This window comes from Micrococcaceae bacterium Sec5.7 (assembly GCA_039636785.1).
In the GTDB taxonomy this organism is placed as follows: domain Bacteria; phylum Actinomycetota; class Actinomycetes; order Actinomycetales; family Micrococcaceae; genus Arthrobacter.
Window position 1 is genome coordinate 1956493 of record CP144169.1, and the last position, 23544, is coordinate 1980036.

At 63.1% G+C, this 23544-nt stretch carries 24 protein-coding genes and 5 pseudogenes; 11 read left to right on the top strand and 18 right to left on the bottom strand.

Annotated features, from left to right (window positions below):
* The first annotated feature begins 51 nt into the window (after nucleotides 1–51).
* Nucleotides 52–501, top strand: coding sequence for a hypothetical protein (locus V3C33_09285; protein ID XAS69420.1), 450 nt, complete (start codon nucleotides 52–54; stop codon nucleotides 499–501).
* Here the strand turns inward: V3C33_09285 and V3C33_09290 are convergent.
* Nucleotides 498–1277, bottom strand: a complete 780-nt coding sequence (locus tag V3C33_09290) for a DUF6390 family protein (GenBank protein XAS69421.1) — start codon at nucleotides 1275–1277, stop codon at nucleotides 498–500. The two genes, V3C33_09285 and V3C33_09290, sit on opposite strands and share 4 nt — an antisense overlap.
* Before the next feature lie 206 nt (nucleotides 1278–1483).
* On the opposite strand from V3C33_09290, the gene V3C33_09295 reads away from it, so the two are divergent.
* From V3C33_09295 to V3C33_09305, 3 genes are all read left to right on the top strand, one after another.
* Nucleotides 1484–2629, top strand: a complete 1146-nt coding sequence (locus tag V3C33_09295) for an ABC transporter substrate-binding protein (GenBank protein ID XAS69422.1) — start codon at nucleotides 1484–1486, stop codon at nucleotides 2627–2629.
* Nucleotides 2630–2801: 172 nt separating this feature from the next.
* The gene (locus V3C33_09300; protein XAS69702.1) at nucleotides 2802–3767 is read left to right on the top strand and encodes an iron ABC transporter permease; all 966 of its coding nucleotides are present in this window, start codon (nucleotides 2802–2804) and stop codon (nucleotides 3765–3767) included.
* Nucleotides 3760–4527: an ABC transporter ATP-binding protein gene (locus tag V3C33_09305; protein XAS69423.1), complete on the top strand. Its 768-nt coding sequence runs from the start codon at nucleotides 3760–3762 to the stop codon at nucleotides 4525–4527. Before V3C33_09300 ends, V3C33_09305 begins: the two co-directional genes overlap by 8 nt.
* Here V3C33_09305 and V3C33_09310 read toward each other — a convergent pair.
* The 9 genes from V3C33_09310 to V3C33_09350 all read right to left on the bottom strand — a co-directional run bounded on the left by V3C33_09310 (nucleotide 4446) and on the right by V3C33_09350 (nucleotide 14428).
* On the bottom strand, nucleotides 4446–5288 hold the full coding sequence (locus V3C33_09310) for a glycoside hydrolase family 36 protein (GenBank protein XAS69424.1): 843 nt from the start codon (nucleotides 5286–5288) through the stop codon (nucleotides 4446–4448). The genes V3C33_09305 and V3C33_09310 overlap by 82 nt on opposite strands.
* Nucleotides 5289–5565: 277 nt before the next feature.
* A complete protein-coding gene (locus V3C33_09315; GenBank protein ID XAS69425.1) occupies nucleotides 5566–6753 on the bottom strand; it encodes a Gfo/Idh/MocA family oxidoreductase in 1188 nt (395 codons plus the stop codon).
* Nucleotides 6754–6874: 121 nt separating this feature from the next.
* Entirely contained in the window at nucleotides 6875–7951 is a 1077-nt protein-coding gene (locus V3C33_09320; GenBank protein ID XAS69426.1) for a Gfo/Idh/MocA family oxidoreductase, read from the bottom strand.
* On the bottom strand, nucleotides 7948–8970 hold the full coding sequence (locus V3C33_09325; protein ID XAS69427.1) for a Gfo/Idh/MocA family oxidoreductase: 1023 nt from the start codon (nucleotides 8968–8970) through the stop codon (nucleotides 7948–7950). The genes V3C33_09320 and V3C33_09325 overlap by 4 nt, the downstream gene beginning before the upstream one ends.
* 11 nt (nucleotides 8971–8981) lie before the next feature.
* Nucleotides 8982–9740: a carbohydrate ABC transporter permease gene (locus V3C33_09330; protein ID XAS69428.1), complete on the bottom strand. Its 759-nt coding sequence runs from the start codon at nucleotides 9738–9740 to the stop codon at nucleotides 8982–8984.
* Nucleotides 9741–9852: 112 nt separating this feature from the next.
* Nucleotides 9853–10806 carry a sugar ABC transporter permease gene (locus V3C33_09335; GenBank protein ID XAS69429.1) on the bottom strand — a complete coding sequence of 318 codons (954 nt, stop codon included), beginning with the start codon at nucleotides 10804–10806 and terminating at the stop codon, nucleotides 9853–9855.
* Between the two features lie 8 nt (nucleotides 10807–10814).
* Nucleotides 10815–12104: a sugar ABC transporter substrate-binding protein gene (locus tag V3C33_09340; protein ID XAS69430.1), complete on the bottom strand. Its 1290-nt coding sequence runs from the start codon at nucleotides 12102–12104 to the stop codon at nucleotides 10815–10817.
* A gap of 115 nt (nucleotides 12105–12219) precedes the next feature.
* The gene (locus tag V3C33_09345) at nucleotides 12220–13311 is read right to left on the bottom strand and encodes an ROK family protein (GenBank protein XAS69431.1); all 1092 of its coding nucleotides are present in this window, start codon (nucleotides 13309–13311) and stop codon (nucleotides 12220–12222) included.
* A 598-nt stretch (nucleotides 13312–13909) separates the two neighbouring features.
* Nucleotides 13910–14428 (bottom strand): hypothetical protein, encoded by a 519-nt coding sequence (locus V3C33_09350; protein XAS69432.1) that lies wholly within the window; start codon nucleotides 14426–14428, stop codon nucleotides 13910–13912.
* 663 nt (nucleotides 14429–15091) lie between these two features.
* On the opposite strand from V3C33_09350, the gene V3C33_09355 reads away from it, so the two are divergent.
* Both V3C33_09355 and V3C33_09360 read left to right on the top strand, forming a co-directional pair.
* Nucleotides 15092–15868 (top strand): tyrosine-type recombinase/integrase, encoded by a 777-nt coding sequence (locus V3C33_09355; GenBank protein XAS69433.1) that lies wholly within the window; start codon nucleotides 15092–15094, stop codon nucleotides 15866–15868.
* Complete coding sequence (locus V3C33_09360; protein ID XAS69434.1) at nucleotides 15828–16133, top strand: tyrosine-type recombinase/integrase; 306 nt, start codon at nucleotides 15828–15830, stop codon at nucleotides 16131–16133. The genes V3C33_09355 and V3C33_09360 overlap by 41 nt, the downstream gene beginning before the upstream one ends.
* Nucleotides 16134–16222: 89 nt before the next feature.
* Here V3C33_09360 and V3C33_09365 read toward each other — a convergent pair.
* From V3C33_09365 to V3C33_09385, 5 genes and pseudogenes are all read right to left on the bottom strand, one after another.
* A pseudogene (locus V3C33_09365) lies at nucleotides 16223–17030 on the bottom strand (IS3 family transposase).
* Between the two features lie 33 nt (nucleotides 17031–17063).
* Nucleotides 17064–17255 (bottom strand): recombinase family protein, encoded by a 192-nt coding sequence (locus V3C33_09370; GenBank protein XAS69703.1) that lies wholly within the window; start codon nucleotides 17253–17255, stop codon nucleotides 17064–17066.
* Entirely contained in the window at nucleotides 17173–17349 is a 177-nt protein-coding gene (locus V3C33_09375; GenBank protein XAS69435.1) for a recombinase family protein, read from the bottom strand. Before V3C33_09375 ends, V3C33_09370 begins: the two co-directional genes overlap by 83 nt.
* Before the next feature lie 152 nt (nucleotides 17350–17501).
* Entirely contained in the window at nucleotides 17502–18023 is a 522-nt protein-coding gene (locus V3C33_09380; GenBank protein ID XAS69436.1) for a MepB family protein, read from the bottom strand.
* 181 nt (nucleotides 18024–18204) lie between these two features.
* Nucleotides 18205–19062: a Tn3 family transposase gene (locus V3C33_09385; GenBank protein ID XAS69437.1), complete on the bottom strand. Its 858-nt coding sequence runs from the start codon at nucleotides 19060–19062 to the stop codon at nucleotides 18205–18207.
* A 503-nt stretch (nucleotides 19063–19565) separates the two neighbouring features.
* Here V3C33_09385 and V3C33_09390 point away from each other — a divergent pair.
* On the top strand, nucleotides 19566–20381 hold the full coding sequence (locus V3C33_09390; protein XAS69438.1) for a carbonic anhydrase family protein: 816 nt from the start codon (nucleotides 19566–19568) through the stop codon (nucleotides 20379–20381).
* A gap of 23 nt (nucleotides 20382–20404) precedes the next feature.
* Nucleotides 20405–20686, top strand: a pseudogene (locus tag V3C33_09395) (transposase).
* Between the two features lie 189 nt (nucleotides 20687–20875).
* On the opposite strand, the gene V3C33_09400 reads toward V3C33_09395, so the two are convergent.
* A complete protein-coding gene (locus tag V3C33_09400) occupies nucleotides 20876–21172 on the bottom strand; it encodes a MerR family transcriptional regulator (GenBank protein XAS69439.1) in 297 nt (98 codons plus the stop codon).
* Between the two features lie 135 nt (nucleotides 21173–21307).
* Here V3C33_09400 and V3C33_09405 point away from each other — a divergent pair, with 135 nt between their 5' ends.
* The 3 genes and pseudogenes from V3C33_09405 (at nucleotide 21308) to V3C33_09415 (ending at nucleotide 22624) form a co-directional block, all read left to right on the top strand.
* The gene (locus tag V3C33_09405; protein XAS69440.1) at nucleotides 21308–21733 is read left to right on the top strand and encodes an Hsp20 family protein; all 426 of its coding nucleotides are present in this window, start codon (nucleotides 21308–21310) and stop codon (nucleotides 21731–21733) included.
* A 246-nt stretch (nucleotides 21734–21979) separates the two neighbouring features.
* Nucleotides 21980–22144, top strand: a pseudogene (locus V3C33_09410) (J domain-containing protein).
* A 204-nt stretch (nucleotides 22145–22348) separates the two neighbouring features.
* Nucleotides 22349–22624 (top strand): annotated as a pseudogene (locus V3C33_09415) (hypothetical protein).
* A gap of 56 nt (nucleotides 22625–22680) precedes the next feature.
* On the opposite strand, the pseudogene V3C33_09420 reads toward V3C33_09415, so the two are convergent.
* Together V3C33_09420 and V3C33_09425 are read right to left on the bottom strand one after the other, a co-directional pair.
* A pseudogene (locus tag V3C33_09420) lies at nucleotides 22681–23076 on the bottom strand (transposase).
* A gap of 74 nt (nucleotides 23077–23150) precedes the next feature.
* Nucleotides 23151–23501 carry a hypothetical protein gene (locus V3C33_09425; GenBank protein XAS69441.1) on the bottom strand — a complete coding sequence of 117 codons (351 nt, stop codon included), beginning with the start codon at nucleotides 23499–23501 and terminating at the stop codon, nucleotides 23151–23153.
* Nucleotides 23502–23544 lie beyond the last annotated feature (43 nt).

Here is a 23544-nt window from a genome sequence, read left to right on the forward strand (position 1 = left end):
CCGGCGGACTTCGCCGGCTGGTCAATGAAGACGCAGCATGAGGAGGACGCCATGGCTGAAACGGACGAACCCAAAGTAGACCGGGCAGGCGGCGATTATCAGCGCGGCCCCAACCCGAAACCAGGTGGAGAGATCGACACTGGAAACAGTGCTGTTCCGCCCTACGATGAACGCAGCACGGGGGCAGAAGATCGGCCTGGAACGGCCCGTGCCTTCGACACCGAAAAGCCGGCCGCAGAACCCGTCAGTCCAGGCTCGGATGTCACACCCGACGACGCTGGCACTCCTCCGCCAGGCGTTGGTGAGAGCACCACGAGGCGAGGAGAGGATGTGATCAAGCAGGAGGGCAAGAAGCGGGGCGCCAGGACACCGGAAGCACTAACTCCCCCGGCCGACAGCCAGTCGGTGAATCCGGGGGACGGGACGCCACCGCAATCGACCACGAAAAGGCCGATAGAAACCCGCCGAGCTAGTGTCATGCGCCTGAAATTCGCTTCCTAGATGTAGCGTTCCAGAGCGATTGCCGTGCCGCGGTGTTCGACCCCGCTGTTGGCGATCCTCAGGTGCCGGCTGGTGAAGAGCTGGAGCTGGTGCAGCTGTCCCGGGGTAAGGCGGTCGCACACCCAGTCCCAGTGCAGGGACACCACGTCCCCCACCGCCAGGCCGGCCACGAAGCCGGAGCCTGCCACTGCATATTTGGCCGTTTCCAGCTGGGCCTCGCCGAGCGAGAGTACCCTGCCGTCCCACGACAGCGGACGGGAACGCACTACCGCCTCGTCTCCGGTGATGGCCAGGACGTCGCCCCATCTGATGCGGCATTTGTCCAGCACGTTCAGTGCGGTGGCGTAGCGGCGGTCATCCCGCAGCAGTCCCAGCCACGGGTAGACCTCAAAAACGTGGAAACTGTGGTGCGGGACGCCACCGGCCAGCACGCCCTCGACCAGGTGCGGAAACTGCCGTCCGGTGCGGGCGCGGAACCGCTCCTCCATGGAGTTGCCAACATTGGTGACGCCGATGGTATCCAACAGCGCATTGCCCACCCAGTAGGCCTCGACGACGCGGTGGTCCAGCGGATCGCGGATGCCCGTGGCCGCGGCGATGAGTTCCAGGTAGGGCCACGCACCGGCGAAGCCTTTTGCCAGCTCGCGCAGGCCCGGGTCGGTCACGCCGGATTGTCCGTAGTGAAGCAAGGCGTCACTGTCCGGCGGCCCGCAACTGCCCCGGGAGTTGGGCGGGTAGGCATAACGGACAAACAGTTGGGCGCCATCGATAACCATGTTCTGGCCTCGTTCCCTAAGGGTGTTACCTGACGCTAGCATCTCCCCCGGCGGCCCACAAGGAATCCACCGGCGGACCCGCGGTACGGTTCCACCGCCAGCCGGCCAGCATCCGCTTCGTTGACAGCGTTGATACCCGGGTGCATGCTGAAGGCCTGCACGCCCGGCGTGCAAGACGATCGTTTCCTTCGTACAGGAGGTGGGCATTGGATCCCAGTGAGATTGTCCGGCGCTCGGTGTTGCGCGGCATCATTCTTGGCGGTGGCGCGGTCCTGCTGTCCGGATGCGGCCAGCCCGGTTCATCCGCCGGCACCCAGCCGCCAACGGTGGCGGCCGCGGATCCGATCAGTGTGAAGGACCAGCGAGGCAAAACCATCACGTTCAGCGGGCCCGTCACCCGCGTGGTGACCATACCGATGCCCGCGGCATCCCTGCTGGTGGCCGTCGACCAGGGCGCGGACCACCTCGCAGCAATGCACAATGCGTCCTGGATCGCGATGCGGGACGGCATCATGGGCCAGCTCTATCCGGCGGCACTGAAGATCCCGCATGACATCGCGACCCAGGATTTCACCCCCAATGTGGAAAGCGTCCGGGCCCTGGACCCGGACGTCGTCGTGCAGTGGAGCGATTCCCAGCTCACCGCTCCCCTGGAGAACGCCGGGCTGAAGGTTGTTGGCCTGAACAATACCGGGAAGCAGCAGGATGTTGACGCCTGGATTGCGCTGTTCGCCGCGATGCTCGGCAAACCGGACCGGGCCGCGCAGATCAAGGCCCGCAGCGATGCCGAGCTCAAGGAAGTACAGTCGGCGGCCATCGGACGCACCCAGGCCGGCCCGCGCATCCTGTATTTCAACCGCTTCACCGGCGGCTTGAAAGTGGCGGGAACCAACAGCTATAACGACTTTTACATCAAGCTGGTGGGCGGTACCAATCCCGCCTCCGGCCAGCAGGGCGTCAAGGGCTCCGGGATGGTGGGTGTGGACGTGGAGCAGGTGCTGGCCTGGGATCCGGAGGTCATCCTGCTGGGCAACTTCGACGGCGCGATGCCCAATGACATCTATTCCAACCCCATCTGGCAGACCATCGCCGCGGTGCGTGCGCGGCGGGTCTACAAGGTGCCGCTGGGAGGCTACCGGTGGGATCCGCCCGGGCAGGAATCCCCGCTGATGTGGCATTGGCTTTCGGACATCAGCTTCCCCCAGCCGCAGAAATCCCAGCTGCGGAGCAAAGTGGCCGGCTACTACGATTTCCTCTACGCGCGCCAGCCCAGCCCGGCGCAGATTGACAAGATCCTTTGGACCGATGTGAACGGCCGGTCGGCCGCCTACGGGCAATTCGATGCTTCATGAGCCGCGCACCGGGTGGCCGAGCGGCGGGGATCCGCCCGGCAGGCCCGCATCGGGCGAACCCTCTGGCCGCCTGAACCGGCGTCAGCCCTCCGGCCCGCGTCAGCCCTCCGGCCGGAGGCCGGCCCGGCGCGCCGCGGGCGCGGTGGCGGGGACCGCCGTCGTCCTTGTCGTTGTGGGTTTACTGGCGCTGGCGATGGGACGCTACAACGTTCCGTTCTGGGATGTGGTGCAGACCTTGGCCTCGCGCCTGGTGCCCGGCAGGTCGCCGGTGAGCGGTGCGGAACAGAATGTGGTGCTGCTGGTCCGTCTCCCCCGGGTGCTGCTGGCCCTGCTGGTGGGCGGCGGGCTGGCGATCGGCGGGGCGGCGCTGCAGGCCATTTTCCGCAATCCGCTGGTCAGCCCGGACATCATCGGCGTCTCCGCGGGAGCGTCATTCGGAGGCGCGCTGGCCCTGCTGCTTGGTGTGGGCTCCGCGCTGCTGGTCGGTTCTTCGTTCCTGTTTGGCCTGGGCGCGCTGGGACTGCTGGTTCTGATCACCTCGGGCAAGGGCGGCACACCCATGCTGATGATAGTGCTGGGCGGTGTGGTTACCGGGTCCTTTTTCTCGGCCCTGGTTGCCCTGGTGACCTACATTGCGGACCCCTTCACCACACTGCCCGCCATTGTCTTCTGGCTGCTGGGCAGTGTGGCATCGGCGACCTACGCGCAGGTGCTGGTGGCTGCGGGACCGGTGCTGGTGGGCACGGTTGTACTGCTGGCGCTGCGCTGGCGCATCAATGTGCTCTCGCTCGGGGACGAGGATGCGGCCGCGTTGGGGCTGCGGCCACGGACGCTGCGCTGGGTGGTGCTGGTCTCGGTGGCCCTGATTGTGGCCGGTGCGGTGGCGGTCAGCGGTGCGATCAGCTGGGTGGGGCTGGTGATTCCGCACCTGGCCCGGATGTGGGTGGGACCGGACCACCGTGTGCTGCTGCCGGTCTCCTTCCTGATGGGCGGGGCGTACATCATTGCGGTGGACACCATCGCCCGGACAGCGACGGCCGGGGAGATCCCGCTGGGAGTCCTCACCGCACTGATCGGCGCCCCGGTTTTCTTCCTGCTGCTGCGGCGCAACCGGGACAGGATCTGGGACAGTGCTTGAGCTGGCCGGCGCCGGCTTCGGTTACTCCCGCCAGAGCTGGGTGTTCCGCGGACTGAGTTTCACGGTTCCGGCCGGGACCGCCACTGCGGTGCTTGGACCCAACGGCGCCGGAAAGACGACGCTGGTCCGCTGTGCCGCCGGCCTGCTCAAGCCGCAGGAGGGCCAGGTGCACCGGCTGGACACCGTGGGATACGTGCCGCAGGCGCACGGCAGCGCATTCGCGTACCGGGCGTTGGACATGGTCCTGATGGGGCGTGCCCGGAAGGTAGGAGTTTTCCGCTCGCCGGGTCCCTCGGACACCGCGACGGCGGCCCGGGCGATGGAACGGGTTGGCATCGGCGCGCTGGCCGACCGGCTCTTCCCCACACTCAGCGGCGGCGAGCAGCAACTGGTGCTGATTGCCCGGGCCATCGCCGCGGGCTGCCCCATCCTGGTCCTGGACGAGCCCGCCACCGGGTTGGACCTGAAGAACCAGGCCCGGGTACTGACACTGTTGCGTGAGCTGCTGGCGGATGGCTTGTCCATGCTGCTCAGCACGCATCACCCGGACCACGCCCTGTATCTGGCAGATTCGGTGGTGCTGATTGGCCGGGACCGCGTCCAGGCGGGCACGGCGGCCCAGCTGCTCACGGCCCGGGAGCTGTCCGCACTGTACGGCGTCCGGGTCTCCACGGTTGATTACGACGACGGCGGGCAGTCCCGGCGCACGGTGGTGGCGCACTTCGATGTGGCCCCGGCCGGTACCCAGCCAACAGGTTGAGGTGGCAGCTCGCGCCCATGTCTTTCGAAAACATGGGCGCGAGCTGCCACCTCAACGGGGTTGGGGGCTTGATACTGGTAATGGCCGTTGTTCAAGTGGTCTGTATTCGTCGGGTGTTTTGCCGCACCGGCGCAGCTTGGATAGGCGATGGAACCGTCCCGCACCAATATGGAGGCGGTATCCGGGCCTACGCGGACGCCGAAAATTCCGACGGACGGAACCATGGGCACACCGCAGCCAAGCAGATACACCTCCGGCCCGATGACCTCACGAATGAACTCGATGGCTTCGCGGTATACCCGTTCGCGCGGTGTCGCCGTTGAGCGCATGCCCGGGAGTGCCCCTGCGTACATGAAGTCAAGTTTGAGATATCGGAATCCGTCGCTGACAACGTTTGTGAATACTCCGCGCAGGTGCTCACGCACGCCATGCTGTGTGGTGTCCAGAACGTAGTAGTGGGAATCCCAGTTGTAGCCGGCAATCAGAGGGGAACTACCGGTGCCGCGGACCAGCCAGTCGGGGTGATCACGCACCAGAGTCGAGCCGGGCAGACAAATCAGGGGTGCGAGCCACAGCCCGGGCGTGAAGCCTGCCCCGCGGATCGTCCGGGCGAAGGCATGCAGCCCGGAGGGGAACCCCTCATTCTCCACCCAGTCTCCGACGATCTGCTCCCATCCGTCATCCATCTGGACCACGAACGGGAAACCTCGGAGTTCGTCCACGGTCCGGGTCATGCGCTGTTCGCCAATGTCTTCGATCAACGAATACCAGCTGCACCAAACCGCGCCGGCGGTGTTGGCCGGCCGGCCGAGTCTGGCGGCAGGCAGCGATGCATAGTGTGCGGAGACTTCTGCTTCCTCCCCGATGCCGATGAACCAGCCATTGCCGTCGCCGTCGGTCCGTCCCTGAATGTGGCGGCATCGGCGCTGACTCTCGGGCTGCCCACCCGGGCGCCGAGCAGAAGAACGCGGCCATCGGAAAGTTCCAATGCCCCTACGGCGCTGCCCTCGCGCCCGGTAAGTTCGGCTGGCCGGAGCGTCATGGCCCGCCGTGGATGCCTGCCGGCTGACCGGTGTTGAAGTACTCCACCCACTGGGCCGGCAGGGCGGGGACCTCCCTGGCCGAGCCGTCGCTGCGCAGCGATTCGGCGGCGAGGAGGCCTGCGGCGACGGCCTGGCGCGCCGCGACTGGGTTGGTTTGCGTCATGCCGCCGTTTTTGGCGAAGTCCAGGAATTCAGCGATGAGTTTGGAATCGGCACCGCCGTGGCCGCCGTCGCCGTCCAGGATTTCGATCTTCTGGTCCGGTGCCGGGAAACCGCCGCCGGTGCGGGTGGTCCAGACGTAGATGGAGTCCCCCGGGCCGTCGCCGAAGTTTTCGATCCGGCCCTTAGTGCCAATCACCGTGAAATTGCGCCAGTAGTCCGGGGTGAAGTGGCATTGCTGGTATGAGGCCAGCACCCCGTTATCCAGGACCATCTGCATCATCGAGATGTCCTCCACATCGATCACCGGGCTCAGGTCCGTCTGCGCTGCAGGCGGCCAGTTGTCCAGGCTGAACCAGTCCTCCATCCGGCGCCCGGTGTTGTCGCGTCGGCTGGCGACATCCCCGTAGACGGCCAGATCGCCGACTGCGGAGACCCGCTTGGTGTAGCCATTGGCCAGCCAGTGGATGACGTCGATGTCGTGCGCACCCTTCTGGAGCAGGAGGGACGTGACGTTTTTGCGTTCGGAGTGCCAGTCCTTGAAGTAGTAGTCACCCCCGTTGCCCACGAAGTGGCGGCACCAGATAGCCTTGACCTCCCCGATGGTGCCCTCCTCAATCAGCTGGCGCATCTGCACGACCACGGGCATGTGGCGCATGTTATGGCCGACGTAGAGCCGGGTCCCGGTCTCGTAGGCGGTCTGCAGGATCAGGTCTGCGGCGGGCAGCGTCACCTCGAGGGGCTTCTCACAGAAGGTGGGGATGCCCGCCTTCAGGGTTTCCACCGCTACCAGGGCATGCTTGCTGTCCGGGGTGAGTACCAGGACCGCATCGATCCCGCTATCCAGAAGCTCCTGCAGGTCACCGGCAATGTGGGCCGTCGGGATCTTTTCCGCCGCGTCCGCCCGGCCCCGGTCGCTGGTGTCGTAGATAATCGTCACTTCCGATCCCCGGCCCGGCCTGTGCGCCTGCTCCCATATGCTTGCCCGCTGACCGAAACCGACGATGCCAATCCTGAGGTCCATAACTCTCTTCCTTCGCTACGTGCAAGAACAGCGGCCACGTCTCTATGACCCCGCCGCAAGCCTTCTGGCCCCCAGTGTCAACTTGAATGTCTGAGAACTCCCTGGTTGAACATGCCTGACCTCAATGGGCGATCGGCTGGCCGGGACGTTCGTGCGACGCGAGTTTCACAGGTTGGCCGGTTAGCGCTGATTCCTGGGCGGCACTGACAATTTCAAGTGTGCGTAGGCCTACGCCACCGTCGGGTTGTGGGATGCGTGCTTCCCGTGCGGCGCTCAGCAGTTCATCGAGCATTGCTGCATTAGGATCGTCGCCGATGGGTGCCCACACGGCACCGGACCTGTCATGTCCGCTCACGTGCCCGGAGAACGGATCGATGGTTGCGGTCCCGAGGGTACCGACAACCTGCAGCGTCAACCCGCCCCAGGTCGGTGATGATGCCGGGCAGCTCCAGGAACAGTCGATGCTGGCAATCACCCCATCCGGATAAATCACCGTGACCAATCCGCCCGTTTCCACCCCAACCCCTGCATCCTCGTGAAGAATCCGGTTGGTCACCGCGCGAACCTGGACTGCGCGGTCCCCTAGCAGTTCATCGATCAGATCCGCACAGTGCACGACATGGTCCACCAGTGCGCCGCCCCCCGATAGCTTCGGGTCGGTGAACCAGGCCCTATCGTCCAGAGGGATCTTGCCGTTGTTGGTCCCCCTGATGGCCAGGATTCTTCCGAGCTTGCCTGCCCGGATCCGGTCCCGAAGGCTCAGAAATGCCGGTGAGAACCGCACCGGATAGGCAGCCATCAGGAAAACGTTCGCTTCCTGGGCAGCCCGTACCATGGCGCGCGCATCTTCCGGGGTGGTGGCCAACGGTTTTTCGCACAGAATGTGTGCACCCGCCATGGCTGCGGCTTCGACCAGTTCCCGATGTCTGGAGTTCTCGGCGGTGACAATGACGACGTCGGGATACCAGGCGAGGGCTTCCTCGTAGCTGTGCACATACCTGAGACCGAGCCTGGCTGCCAGCTCAGCGCCGCGGGGCCCCTTATCGTTTGCCTCGCTGCCTTCAGGATCGGCAGCAATCACCTCGACATCGCGCCGTTCTGAAAGCAGTTTGGCGTAGGTTTCTGCATGTGTGTGCGCAAAGGACAACAGCGCCACGCGAATCTTTCGGTTGATCCCGGGGATTGGGGCATTATTCATACGGCATGGCTCCTCATCAGGGGTGCAAGGATGGCGGCGGAATCGAAATCGACGGCGGTGCCTGATCGGACTGATTCCTGGGCGGCCTCGGCAAGGGCAACGGCGAGGACCCCGTCCGCGGCTGAGACTCTGGGGGGAGGGCCGCCGCTGAACGCGGTGGCAAACTCGCGGATCTGCGTTGTATACGGGCTTTCAGCCTGGCTCTCGGGGGGAAGATACGAAGCCCCCTCGGGTGCCGCACCCTGATCCATCACCAGCGTGGAATCGTTACGCGAGTCATAGCGGAGCACTCCGGTGCTTCCTGCGACCTCAAAACTGGTCAGAAAGGGCATGGTGCGCGGGCCCCATGCCCCCTGAATGTAGCTGATGGCTCCACTGGCATGGGTGAGCACAACCTGAGCGGCAACGGCTTCCGGCACCTGGCCTTCTATGGTCGGGGGGTTCTGGACGGCATAAACCTGTACGACGTCTCCTGCAATCCATCGTGCCTGGTCCAGGTCATGGATCATCTGGTCCAGAATGATGCCCCCGCCGTCCGGTTCCGAGAAGAACCAGGAACCAGGCGATGGGGCTGCTCCGGACCGGCTGAACCGCAGGATTGCCGGTGTACCGATGCGTCCGGATTCCACTTCCGATTTGAGCCGTGCATAGTCGGGGAAGAATCGAACGACGTGCGCAGGATAGACCTGTATGTTGGCAGCCGCGGCTGCGGCTGCTATTGCCAGCGAGTCTTCGGTGGTGACGCCGAGTGGTTTTTCACAAACGACGTGCTTGCCTGCCTCGATGGCGGCTAGGGCCAATTCGCGGTGGTATTTGCTCGGTGTCAGGATACAGACGATCTCGGCGTTGTGGATCAGTTCCTCGGGTGTTTCACAGGGCTGGAGCCCGTGCTCTTCGGCCAGCGCGGGGGCGCCGGCGACGGCATAGACGCTGATTTGGGCGCCAAGGGCTTTCCAGCCGTTGACGTGCACGGGAGAGATGCCGCCGGCTCCCAGGAGACCGACTTTGAGTGACTTCATTGGTATTTCCTTTATTTCATGCCGGAAAAGGCGATGCCGTCGATGACTCGGCGCTGCATCACGAGAAACAGGATCAAGATCGGTGCGCTGGCCAAGAGGCTGGCTGCCATCAGCACGGGGTAGTTCGTCGAGTTCTGGCCTTGCAGGGTTGCAAGTCCTACTGAAAGCGGCATGCTCTCGGCATACGTTGACACGACAAGCGGCCACAGGAGGTCATTCCAGGACCACAGCACGGTAATGATCGCCAAGGCTGACAGGCCCGGCTTCGCCAGCGGGAGCATGATCTTCCAAAAGGTCTGGAGGGGGTTGCATCCATCGAGGCGGGCCGCTTCCTCCAGTTCATCGGGTAGGCCCAGGAAGAACTGCCGCATCATGAATGTCCCGAAGGCGCTGAATATTCCCGGTGCCACAATTCCGGCTGTGGTGTTGAGCCAACCGAGGCCCTGGATGATCTGGTATTGGGGAATCAGATAGACCTGGGACGGCACCATCAGGATTGCCAGGATGATCCCGAAAATCAGCCCTTTAAGGGGAAATCTCATGCGTGCGAACGCATACCCTGCCAGCGAGCACAGCGCCAGCTGGCCGACGGTGCGGATGATGGTTATGGTCACCGATACCCAGAACTGGCTCATGAACGGCATTGCGGTAAAGACGTCCGCAAAATTGTGCCACTGGAGCTGGCCGGGCCAAAATGTCGGCGGCACCGATATGACCTGCGAATTTGTTGAAAGCGACATGATGATCTGCCACAGGAAGGGGAAGATCATGATGATGCTTCCCGCTGTCAGAATGATGTGGGCAACGACGTTGGAGCCGTATTTCCGCCGGTGCGAAGCTCTGGCAGTCGTCCCGGACATTCCGATCTGTTGCGTACGAGGACTAGACATAGTTGACCCAACGTCGTTGAAAGCGGAACTGGATGGCAGTAGCGATGGAGACGAGAACCAGTATGACTATGGCGACAGCCGCCCCGTAGCCCTTGTCGTTTTTAACAAAGGTCTCGTTGAAAAAGAAGTAGACGAGTGATTGGGAGTTGACCAGGGCCGGGTTCCCGGTCCCCAGGAGGACGTACAGAAGGTCGAAGAGCTGGAAGCCGCCAATGACAGTGATGACAGTGACGAAGAATATGGACGGCGTCAGCAAGGGAACAGTGATCTGGCGGAATTGGCGGAAGCGGCTGGCTCCATCGATGGATGCTGCCTCGTAAAGTTCGACGGGGATCCCCTTCAACCCAGCCGACAAGATGATCATGTTAAATCCGAGCGATATCCACAGCCCCAGTACCGCGACCGAGATTAAGGCCAGCCAGTCGGTAGATATCCAGTGGGGCCCCTGCACCCCGAAAAGTGATAACGCAAAGTTCAGGACACCGAAATCACCGTTGTAAATGATGCGCCATACCATCGAGATGGCAACCGGCATCGCCACATACGGCAGGAAAAACGTCATCCGGTAAATCTTGGCGAAGCGCAGTCCTGGACGGTTGATCAGACTCGCCAGACCGACGGCGATTGGCACCCCGCATAGGACGATCGCCGTATAGAGCAAGGTGTTGAGAAGCGAACGGCCTATCTGGGGGTCGGAAGCCAGCGTCCCGTAATTTTCCATCCCGGTAAATGTCGAGCCGCCAAAGGCCCCGGAGGTCGTGAAACTCAGGTATGCCGTTTCCACGATGGGGTAGAGGTAAAAAACGGCTACACCCGCGAAGATCGGGAGGACGAAGAGAACAGGCCACCAGCCATCAGTGGCGCGGATGGCGCGCGACTTCTGACGTGCCCCTCCGGTGGGCGCCCGCCCCGGGGCACCCACCTTCGCTGCGTTGTTAACTGACATGGCCTGAACTATTCCTTCGCCAGCAGCGCGTTCATATGGTCCGCCAGCTGCTTGGCTACGTCAGCGACCGGTTTCTTCCCCGAGAACGCATCCGGCAAAAGTTCAGTTTCCAACTGGTTCCACGCCGCCGTGTTTTTCGACACGGGGAACGGGAACGCGTACTGGGTCGCGGCGTCCTCGAAGACCTGAATATTGAAGCCCGGAACGGAATCCACGAATGCCTGCTGCGTTCCGTTGAAAGCCGGGTTCGCGGCTCCCATGGCGGCCTGAGTCAGCGCGGCGTCTTTGGTTCCGAGGAAGGCCTGGAAAGCCTGAGCTGCCTGCAGGTTCTTGGATTTTGCGCTGACCACATTACCCAACCCGTGGATGACGGTGGCCTTCCGTGAGTCGCTGGGCAACGGTGCCACTGAAACGTCAGCGCTCACCGGTGATGCCTTGATTTCCGAGACCTGCCAGGTGCCGGTCCATTGCATCGCGGATTTACCGTTGTCGAACCATTTGTTGGCCGGCGTATCGGACATCTGCTGCAACGTGGGAGAGGAGCCGTCGGCGATCAGATCCGCCCACAGTTGAAGGCCCTTGACCGTCTTGGGGTCGTCGTAGCCGGACTTCTTGCCGTCCGCGGAGATGACATTGCCGCCGGCCTGGAGAATGGAATCGTAATATCCTTCCTGCCCGCCGGACAGGCTGGTGGCAACTCCGTAAACGCCCTTGCTCTTAAGCTTGTCGCTGATGGATTTGGCCGCCTTGTGGAAGTCGTCCCAGGTCCAGTTCGAAGTCGGTGTTGCCACGCCGGCTTCGGCGAATATGGCCTTGTTGTACCAGAGCCCAATGGTGTCAAAGTCCTTGGGGACCCCGTACTGCTTGCCGTCCAGGGTGTAAAGCTTGTTCAAGGGGTCCGGGTAATTTGCCGGGTCCACCTGCTTCGAATCAGTCAGGGAAGAAGCCGGTGCGAGTTGTCCGTTGGAGGCATAAAGCTGGAAGTTCGGACCGTTCATCCAGAAAACATCCGGGAGGGTGTTGGAGGTGCCTTGGGTCTGAAGTTTTGTCCAGTACTGAGCCCAGGGAGTGATTTCGCCGGTTACCTTGATGTTGGGGTATTTCTGGTTGAACTGCGAGATGATCTTGTCCATCGCCGGCTTCTGGTTGACGTCCCAGTATGCATAGCTGATGTCGGCTTTCAGATCGGTTGGTGCCGGCCCCGATTGTGCCGGGGCCGTGCTCCCTCCGCCGCAGGCGGTTAGCATCAAGACGGACGCAGCCGCAGCCGCACCGAGTCCATATTTCAGTTTTCTCATTTGTTTGCTCCTTGAGTGGCCGGTTCCTGCTTGGAAGCGGCGTGGTACATTACGGGTGGACTGTGCCGGTGAAAAGAGCCGGGCTCTGGTTGTTAGAGAAGGAGTTCGCTGCCTCCTAGGAGACCGGAGCCACCCCGCGCGGGGAGGAATCGTTTCTGGGCGATTCAGTAGCCGCGATCGCGGTCATCACCGGTTTGCGCGCCGCATCTACGGTCTGCCAGGGCGGCAGACTCCGGTGGTTTAGAGCCGGAGCAGGTATATCCTCTACCCCAAACAGGACAGCTGATATTTGTTCAAAGGCCTGCGCCGCGGCGCCAAGAACCACTGACTCAGCGCCAAGATCCGAGCCAATAATGGTGGGCACGACCGGAACCACGATCTGATTCTGAACAGCCTTCCGCAGCGGCTGAAGCAGGAGCTCCCCGGCCCTGGACAGACCGCCGCCAATAACGACGACGTCGGGATCAACGGCCATCACCACTGTCGCAACCCCCGGGGCAATCGCCTCCACAAAGCGGGCAATTTCGGCCTGGGACGCTGAATCGCCTTCTGAAGCCTGTTTGAAGACCTGTTCACCGGTGGCGGCTGAAGTCCAGGCCAGCTCGCCGGCTTCATTCGCCCAACCGGAGAAAGCAATGTCTCCAATTTCCCCCGCAGCGTTGTGGCGTCCATGCCGAATCTTTCCTCCGATAATGAGTCCCACGGACATCCTGTGTCCGACAAAGAAGTACGCCACATCATCGACTAATTGAGCGGCCCCCAATTTGTGCTCGGCAAAGGCTGCCAGACGAATGTCATTATCAACGACCACGATGCACTGGAACTCAGCGCGCAAATGCCCGGCGATATCGGCCCCCTCCCAGTCCGGGAAGTTTCTGGAAACCACCAATCGTCCATTGGCTCCAACAAGCCCGGACACGGCAACGCCAAGGGCCAGGAGGTCTCCTTTGGGTACTCGGGCCTTGGAAAGACATTGGCCGATGACCCTTTTGACGCTCTTCATCCGGTCCTGGCCGACGGTCCCAGGCACCACGGTTTCCTCAACCCGGGCAATTATGTCCCCGGCCATATTTGCCAGCAGGGCCCGCACGCTGTGGATGCCAACATCGATGCCTACGACGTACCCCGCGGCGGCATTGAATCTGTAGAGGCGTGCAGGTCTGCCTGCCCCTCGCCCCCCCGGCGTAGTTCCCGTCGCCTCGGTCACGAGACCCCGGGCCAACATTGAGGCAAGAGCCGATTCAACCGTCGGTCGAGAAAAACCGGTTTGCGCCGCGATACCCGAAATGGTCGATTGGCCACCGTCTCGCAGGGCTACCACGCACCGCGCATCAGTGATGGATCCGGCCTTCGCCGCATCAAGCGAATCCCTCTGCCCAGCAGCCAACTCTTTTACCTCTTCCGGATCATCGACGACGCTCAATACAACATAAGTGACTTGCATATTCCCTGAAATGAACTGTGACACAGGCAACAGCCCGCGTCAAGGGTGACGGCGGAAGCTGAAGAATGCCCAACATCGCCTGCCCTTTGAGGTGATCATCCGAAAACACAGGATTCGAACTGTCGCCCAGAAGGCACCTTTACATTGAATCCATATTGCGTTGTAGACCCCTCAGCGCGAGGGCAGGGAGGGCAGCCGGTCAAATTCTGCTAGCCACACGAACAGCGGAACGGGTATGGCAGGGTCATGAGAGTGATCTCAGGCCGGTTTGAAAATGGTGTCCTATCACGGCCCTTCTCCCGGGGCACCGTGGAAGTTGCCGCTGGCCTTCCGGCACCGTCGCGAGGTGGACAGCGGTTGATTAGTCGTGGTTGCCTGGTGCGTAGCCGGCCCAGGGCGATCCGGCTTCGGCGGCGATCCTGGTGGTGCTGGTGTGGTGGTAGCCGAGTGCCTGGGCGAGAACGGGTGCCGGGGTCTGGAGTACCAGGTGTCGTATTGCTGAGGTTCGTCCGCGTTGGGGCGGGATGCCGAGTTTTTGCAGGAAGGCCCGGAGAGTGGCCGGGTGAATGGGTTCTCCGGCGCGTTGTCCTGGGAATAGCCACTGGGATTCGGGGTTGGTTGCCTTGTCCAGGTTGAGGCGGTTTGCCATGTAGTTCTGCAGGAGCCGGGCCAGTGGGGCGGGTACTGGTGTTGGCGGATCGCCCAAGAGGATTGTGATGGTGGTCCCGTCGTTGATGACGTCGCTGATCGTGAGTCTGACGATGCGTGTTGCCGGTTGGGCGTAGAGCAGGATCAACAGGCCGGCGATTCTGGAGTGCAGCGGGATGGTCTCCTCGGTGAGGAGTCGCTGGATGGCGCTGATTCTGTGGTGTTGGCCCATCGGAGCCTGGGCGTTGTCTGGCGGGAATGGATGGTTAGGGCGGGCATGTTGCCGTTCTTCATGCACCAATTCAGGAATGCGTGGGATGACCGGCGCGTGGAGTATTTCTCGCTTTGCCAGGCATCCAGATCGGCTTGCCGGGTGCGGTCGAGGACCGTGCCGCGGCGGGTGAGCCAGGCCAGGAACGCCAGGGCCTGGGTCTGTTGCTCGCGGGCTTCCTGGGCCGGTGAACCGCCCAACGGGGCTTTGTTTGCTTTGGCCCGTAGTTTGCGGAGCTGCTGCCAGGTGGCAAAGCGGCGTAGGAGCCGGCCGTGTTCGGGATCAGCCACTGCGGCCAGATGGACGGCCAGCCATCTTTGCAATCATCTCAGCAGACCATTCCCCGGGAACCTTGAAGAGCCGCTAAGCCGGACTGCCTCGGGCCGTCGCAGGAAAACAACCGCGGCCCTACGATTTCCGCCACCATTTTGCGTACGCCAACATCGAACGGTGGATGCTCGAGGGCCGGGACGTCAATGCGATGCTGCCTTACCTCGCCCGCTATATGGGACATGCAACGTTGGATAGCACCTTCTACTACATCCACACATCGCCGGACTTCATGGATGACTACGCAGGACTCACCCAAGCAGGCCAACGAGTGCTTCCCGAGGTGGGATTTCAATGAAACATGCAAAGCAAGAGCCGACGCCTGACTTCTGGGGTTATGCCCGTAACTATTTGCACGACTACCTGCCCAACGTCAGAGCCATGGCCCCGCGCAGCATCGAGGCATACCGGATCAGTTTGGAGAACTACGTCCACTACCTGGTCGCAGAGAAACAGGTTCCCCGCCAAGACATCAGCTTCGATCACTTCGCCAGGGCCTTCCTCAAGGAATGGCTGGTATGGATGCGCCAAGCCAAGAAATACCAGCCCGCGACCATCGGCCTGCGCCTGAGCGCAGTCAAAGCCTTCCTGCATTTCGCTTCCTCGGAAGAACTCACCCTGGTCGCGGTATTCCAAGCTGCCAAGAACATCAAAGCACCATCCCAACCACGCAAACCCACCGAATACCTGGAAGAGAACGAGACAACAGCAATCCTGGCCGCGTACGACGGCAAGGACTTGAAATCACGCCGGAACCGAACGTTACTCATCCTGCTCTACGACAGCGGCGCGCGCGTCAGCGAGATCACGGCACTCACCCTAGACGACCTGAGCCTGGCGAAACCAGCACACCTGACCCTCACCGGGAAAAGGGACAAGAGCCGCGTCGTTCCCCTGAGAGAGAAAACCGTTGAACATCTCAAGGTCTACCTCGCCGAGTTCCACCCTCAACGCGCAACCCAGCCAGCGATGCGGCCCCTGTTCTATAGCTGGCGCCAAGGGCAGCCAATCATGCTCTCCAGCGACACCGTTGCCGCGGTACTCAAGAAAAGCAGGAACCATCGGGCGTGAACAATGCCCATCAATCCCGAACAACCTCCACTGCCACATGCTGCGAAAGACCAAGGCCATGGACCTCTACAAGCAAGGCATACCCCTACCGATCATCATGCAGCTGCTCGGGCACGAAAGCATGAACACCACCTCGGCCTTCTACGCCTTTGCCACCCTCGACATGATGAGGGAAGCCATGAATGCCGCCACGCCGGCGATCAGCGAAGCAAACACCGAACTGCTCAGCGAAGACAAACTTCGGCTGCTCTACTCACTGAAATAGCACGAAACACTAAGCCGATAAACAAGCCACAAACCCGCGGAAACACGGGCCCACAGGGCCAGTCCCCGGCTTAACGATTTCTCGGCATAATCCGAGTGCCAGATCGCCTCAGGGGCTATCAGGGTCGTTGCCGCGGCGTTGCGCAGCGCGGTCTCGACGAGTTCGGCGCGCATGTGGTCGGCGACCGCCCAACCCACGACGCGCTTGGAATAGCAGTCAATGACAGTGGCCAGATAAATGAATCCCTGCCAGGTGTGGATGTAGGTGATGTCCCCGACGAACTTGCCCCCCGGCGCCTCGGCGGCTGGCAGGCAATGAGATTTTCATCACGCATGATCCGGCGCACCAGTTCAGCTGAACACTCGGTCCCGGCGGCGGCCAGGTCCGCGTGGATCCGCCGGTACCCGTAGGTGCCGTCGGAATCGTCAAAGAAGCGGTGGATACGGGCTGCCAGGGCGTCCCTGCGGGCCGCGGTGGCCGATTGCGGGCGCTTGAGCCAGTGGTAGAACCCCGAGGTCGAGACGGCCAGCCAGAGGCACATCTTCGTCACCGGATTCGTCTCGGACGGGTCATTCTTCTGGGAATCAATGTATTCATACTTGCTCACTACCGCTGCTCCCTCGCGAAGTAAGCGCTGGCTTTTTTCAAGAATAGATTCTCAGCCCGCAAGTCCTGGATTTCCTTCTCCAGTTCCTTCAACCTGGCCACATCGGCAACGGTCGCCGGGGTCTCGGTACCGCCATTGCTTTCACGGTATTTGATCAACCAGCGACGCAGGGTCTCGGCCCCGACGCCATAGGCCTTGGCGACCTCTACGACAGGCTTGGAAGTGCTGATGACCTCACGGCACAAATCGTCCTTGAAGTCCTGGGTAAATGTACGACGTGACGCAGACATGCTGCTGTTCTCACTTTCAATGGAACCCCCATTTTAGGAGGGCCCACTGTCCGAAATCCCCATAGCAGTCCAATCTGCGCCGAGGGTGACGAGGTGTAGTACCGACCGGCCGAGTCTGTCGAGGCGGGTGATGACGAGCTGGTCACCGACCCGGTTGGCGGAGGTGAGGGCCTTGTCGAGCTCGGGCCTGCTGGCTTTGGCACCGCTGGCGTGGTCGAGGTAAATGTTTGGCGAGGTCGACGCCGGCGCGGGCGAGGGCGTCCGTTTGGTGGTCGGGGTTTTGGTCGGCGGTGGAGACGCGCGCATATCCGATCAACATGTGTCGCTAATACCCGTAGCACAGGGTTTGCCGACGTTGATTTCCGGCGCGGGTTTTCGACATGGATTTCGCGGCGTGTCGCCGGCAGGGTCGGGGCGTCGGTAGATGGTCGTTTTCCGACACCCCTTATTGCCCGATTTCTGTAGCGATGCCTAGGTCGCATCAAAGAGACGGCGTGCCCGTTGCAGGTCGACGTCCCAATCGCCCAGGTCGAGGAAGAATCTGCATTGCCACTTCTGAGACCGCTTCGCCTGGGGGTTTTCCGTCGCTGACCACGGCGGATACACCCGAAATCCGCGCTTCCCGCCAACGCCACCAATAGCAACGATCCCGCGCTCAACGAGCGCGCTCTTCGGCAAAACAAAGAGCCCGAAGTTGTCGCCCTCTCGAACGGCGATCACCAGCGACTGCGAACCGTCTTCGGCCGACAATGGTTCGGTTGACCCGTCACTGGCGCGCCGCCACACCGTGACGAACAATCCCGCTTTCGTCGGTGTCAGCTTGCCCGCCCGAAACCGCGTCTCGCCGGTGACTGAGACCACAGCGCCGTACTCGGCGTTGTCGGGCTCCGGCGCCACCGCCAGACGCCCCGCACCGAGTCGACCACACACCTCAATCGCAACAGCCACATCCGGATGAAGAACAACAGACACCACAACAACTCCGATCAGCACGACTCTGGGGGAAAGTCACCTCCCCACAGTGGTCCCAGCCTAGTTTGCGATCACGCAACACCCCACTCAGATGGTCTCGCCTTAGATTGCCATCCTGGGTCCGAGTTCAGTTGACATTGTTACCCAACTTACAAACGTACGATGCGATCCGTTTTCTGCAGCGACCCCTCTCAGGCTCTTCTTACTCCCCGTCGCTGTCGCGGTCGGGATCGCGCAGAGTGCGCCGGCCGCCGGCGAGGTCCGGAAGTTGGAAGGAGTAGTGACCGTGGACGTTGATGTGCCGGCGCACGTACGCCGACAGGCGGACGACATCGGCATCGAGCACCGGGTAGCCCTGTTCCCGCAGCGCGGTCAGGGCGTGGTCGAGGTAGACCGTGTTCCACAACGTCACACAATTCAACACAAGGCCCAGGGCGCCGAGTTGGTCTTCCTGCCCGTCACGGTACGCCTGGTGGAGCTTGCCCTCGCGGCCGTGGAAGATGTGCCTGGCCAGGGCGTGGCGGCCCTCCTGGAGGTTGCGCATCGCTTTCATCTCCCGGCGGTGGGCCGGGTCATCGACGAAGGTGAGGACGTGCAGGGTCTTGAAGATCCGGCCGTAGTGAGCCACCGCCTCGCCCAGATCGGTCGGACGGCCGTCGCGTTGCAGGATGCGGATCACATCGTGGGCGGAGACCTCGCGGGTGTGGATCGAAGCGGCGATGCGGCAGATGTGCGGCCAATGCCGGCGGACCTTCTCGACGTCGATCTTCCCCCGGGCGGTCCTGTCGAGCCGGCCGTAGTCGGCTGACCGGTTGATCCGCCAGAGCTTGGCGTCGGGCAGGTCCGCGAGGACCGGCCGGTAGTCGAACCCCAGCATGGTGACCAGTCCGAACACGATGTCGGAGTAGGAACCCTGGTCGGTGATCAGCTCCTCGGGCCGCTGGCCGCCGTCGGGGTTGTAGAGCAGGTCCACGAAGTGAAGGGTGTCCTTCGGCGTGCCCGACACCACCTCGGCCGCCAGCCCGACGGACTGATCGGAGATCATGTTCAGCCAGGTCACGTCTTCATGTCACTTAGCCTTGATCCACCGACGGTCTGATTGGCCGGCCCGCGTTTTTGTTTGGATGCGTGGATCGGGGCTTGGGGCGCTTCATTTTCCTTGAAAAGACAGGCATTCTCGGTTTAGGCCGCCGTCAGCGCCCCGATCGTCATCGGTGGACCAAGGCTTGGAGATCACCCCGCGCCGGAATTCGCAGTGGCCGATTGCTGACCGCCGCCTTCACGGGAACGACGACGGCGTCACGTCAGTGCGGCCCTCGTCCGCTGGTTCGGCGCCGGCCCAGGATTGGGAGCAGATGTGCCGCCGAGGGGATCCGACAGTGCCCGCTATGGACGGAACCGCGCCCCGTGTTCGATCTCGTGGTGCGGGGCAAGCTGAGCTGAGCGGCCGGTCACATCCCGCAGCGAGGCCCCATGACAAGACCCGCCGCCACTTCCCGTGGTACTTGTCTTAAGTCCAGCCCGGACCCTCCCCGCTGGCCCACGACAAACCGAAGGATGGAAATGCGCAGCGCCACGATGATGACCAGGAAGTCTTTGATTGTTGGATCCGGCCTGGGATTGCTGGCACTTGTCACAGGCTGCACCAAGTCCGCCCCCGGCACCGGCACCGGCACCGGCACCGCGGCATCCTCCCAGGCGCCCCATTCCTGGTCCTACGAAGGGGCCGAAGGGACCGAAAACTGGGGCACCCTGAGCTCCGACTTCGGCTCCTGCTCGTCCGGGACAGCCCAGTCCCCCATCGATGTGCGGAGCGGCTCCGTGCTCTCCTGGCCGCCGCTCACCCGGGCCTACTCGGCGTCGGAAGTCGAGGTTACGGACAACGGCCACACCACCGAGCTGCGCGCCCTCAAGCCCCAGAGCATCACCGTCGGCGGCAAGCAGTACGCCTTCAAGCAGATGCACTTCCATGCCCCGTCCGAGCACACGCTGAACGGCGTCCGGCACGAGGCCGAGTTCCACTTTGTCCACCAGGCCGACGACGCCGGGCTCGCCGTCGTCGGGGTCCTCGCCACAGCGGGGGCCGTCAATGCGGCGTGGGCGCCGTTCATTGACGCGGCACCCACCGCAGCCGGCGGGCAGAAGGTGGCGGCCGGCATCGTCGACCTCGCGGCACTGTTCCCGGCGTCCCTGGACCACTTCGCGTACGACGGCAGCCTCACCACTCCCCCCTGCTCGGAAAGCGTGCGCTGGCTGCTGCTGGAGACGCCCATCGAGCTCGGAGCGGAGCAGATCGCCACGCTGCGGACGGCCCATTCAGGCAACAGCCGGCCGGTCCAGCCGCTGAACGGCCGCGACGCCGTGCAGGTCGACCAGTAGGCTCACCCGCGCCGCGCGCGACGGCGGCCCTGGCCCACATGCCCTCAGGTGTTTTCGCGGCGAACTCGGCCTGGCTGGTCACCGCGGTCATGGCCTATAACCTCACCGGCGCCGCCGGGCTCCTCGCCGCAGGTCCGTTCGGCAAGGCCCGGACCGGCACGATCCGCCGCAAACTCATCCACGTCCCGGCCCGCATCGCCACCAGCGCCGGGAAAATCCGCCTTCATCTCCCAGAAGCCTGGCCCTGGCAAACACCATGGCAGACCCTCTTCGACCACCTCTACCCGCCGCCGCAATCGGTGTGAACCCACACCAACCAGCCACACGGCGCAACCAGGACCACCAGTGGAACACTAACGGCAGCAAGGCCGACCATCCCGGCATGCCCCCAGCCCGCAAAACCGCCGATACCGGATTCAGACCATCCGCTCAGGCCGCTCGGTGGATCAAGGCTTAGCCACGCCGCATGTCACTAACCTCCGTGGGTAAAACACTTAGCCCCGCCGGTGCCGGGCGGCAGCCAATTGCATTTGCAGGCACCTGTTGGCCGCTTCAAGTTCAAGGACGACGCGGATGCCGGCCAGGTTCAGACCATCCTGGAGCAGTGCGCTGATCCGGCGCAGGGTCACCAGATCCTGTTCACTGTAGCGGCGTGTTCCCCCGACTGTCCGCCCGGGTTCCAGCAGGCCTTTGCGCTCATAAAGTCGAAGGTTCTGCTGACCTGTCCCCACCATCTCGGCGGCGACCGAGATGGCATATACCGCCGTCCTTCTCCCGGTTTCTGGCTCCATCAGATCCTCCTCAAAACCCTGGAAAAACCCGTTGCGCCAGTTTCACTCCAGTGCTATAAAAATATATACCAGCCACAACAGATAAGCGGCTGGAACTGAATGATTAAGGAACGATTTGTAAGGAGTGAGGAGACCATGCTGATGCGTACCGACCCGTTCCGCGAGCTCGACAGGCTCGCCCAGCAGGTCCTCGGCACCACAGCCCGGCCGGCCGCCATGGCTATGGACGCCTGGCAGGAGGGGGAAGAATTCGTCGTCGCGTTCGACCTGCCCGGCGTTGCCGTCGATTCGGTGGACATCGATATCGAACGCAACGTCCTGACGGTGAAGGCCGAGCGCAAGGACCCGGCGGGTGAAAAGACGGAACTGATCGCCGCCGAACGGCCCCGCGGTGTCTTCAGCCGCCAACTTATCCTCGGCGATGCCCTGGATACCGACGCCGTCAAGGCCAGCTACGACGCCGGGGTGCTGACGCTGCGGATCCCCGTGGCCGAAAAGGCCAAACCGCGCCGCATCGAGATCGCATCCGAGAAGAACCAGCGCCAGGAAATCAACGCCTGATCCCCAGGGTCAGGCCCGCAGGACCGGGAGCATTGGACCGACCGCCGTAAGAGTAAAAGGGCGATGCACACAGTAGCCACGCCACCGCGCCAGTTGCGCACCGAAAAAAGCGGCCCCCGACGATGCCTCCCGCACCGATGGTCCCCGGCCCCACGGGCCGGGGACCATCCCCACACGTCAGCACCCAGCCCTCCCGGGGGCCCCTGGCGCGAACAGGAAACGAACAGCTGACGAAAAACCCGGACCATGAAAGAACACAGCCCGGATCCATACGACGTTCTCCACTTGGGTCCAGCAGCGACCGCCGGTGACGTAACACGCGCCTACCGGGCCCTGATGCGCACCCATCATCCCGACACCACCCCGGCCGAAGCCGTGCCCGCAGAACGGGAGTCCAGAGCACAGGAACTGCACGACATCATGGACGCCTATGCCGTCCTGGGGGACCCCGGTAAGCGGGCCGCCCTCGACCGGCAGCGGCAGAGGCCTCCATTGCCGGAGCCTGGACCGCCGCACCGACCCCACAACTCGTCCGACGCCGCCCTGATCATCGGCCCGGTGCGATGGGAAAGCCCCTCCGCACCGGCCCACAGACAGCAGGCCAGCGGCTCGCCAGTGCACGAACAACCCCTGCCCCGGGCCCAATGGATCAACGCGGACACCGGTGCTGCGGTAGCTGTGGTCCCCATCTGGGCCGAAGACCCCCGGCACCGCTCCTTCGGCGTCTTCTACCTTCCGCCCGCCGGGGACATCTGGGTACTGCGCCCCGGGCACACCCCCTATACCGAGGCAGGCAAGACGAACACCGAAGAACAGATCACCCTCCGCAACGATGCCTTCAGAAAGGCCGTAGACCACGCGAAGGCATTCATCTACGGCACCCAACTGTAGGACAGTCGTGCCCCCGTGGCGGCTGCAGTTCACTGGGGTGCCCAGAGATTAACGGGTCAGGCAGCCAGCCGGGCTGCCGGCGCCGGGACCGGGGTGTAGGTGGTGCCGTCGCGGAGCATGGCCCGGAGGACGTTGAGGCGGCGCCGGGCCAGGGAGAGCATGGCCTGGATGTGGGTTTTACCTTCGGTGCGTTTGCGGTCGTAGTAGGTCCGGGAGGCGGGACAGCTTTTCAGCGCCGAAAGCCCGGAGAGGTAGAACACCCGGAGCAGCCGGCGGTCGTAGCGGCGGGGGCGGTGGTGGTTGCCGGTGATCCTGCCGGAGTCCCTGGGTGCGGGGGCGAGTCCGGCGACGCCGGCGAACCGGTCCGCGGTTTCAAAGACGCTCAGGTCTCCGCCGGTGGCGCCGAGGAACTCCGCGCCGAGGACCGGGCCGAAGCCGGGCATGCTCAGCAGGGTCCGGTCGTGCCGGTGCTCGGTGACCTTCTCGGAGACCTCCACGCCCTGGCGCGCACGGCCCGCAGGCCCTTCTAGCGCATGATCGCGCCCACCGTCGGGGCGGAGACCTCCACGCCCTTGGCATTGAGCATCAGGGTCAGCTGGTCACTGCCGTCACGGCCCTTTTCCTTCTCGAACAACCCGGTAACCTCAGCGGCCAACTGTTCGTGCCGCACAGCCCGCGGCGACGGGCCGGCCGGGTTACGCCACCGGTAGAACAAGGCCCGGGAGACCTTCAAGGCGCGGCACAACCACGCGATCGGATGGTTCGCCTTCTCCGCTTCGATATCAACGCACACCTGCGCGATCGGACGGCCAGAGGAAATCACCAGCTCAACGGCTTCATCCCTGAACCGCTGCGTATATTTCCTTCGGTCGGTCATGCGAGAAAAGGCTCATAACAAGATGTCTCACAAAACCATACGG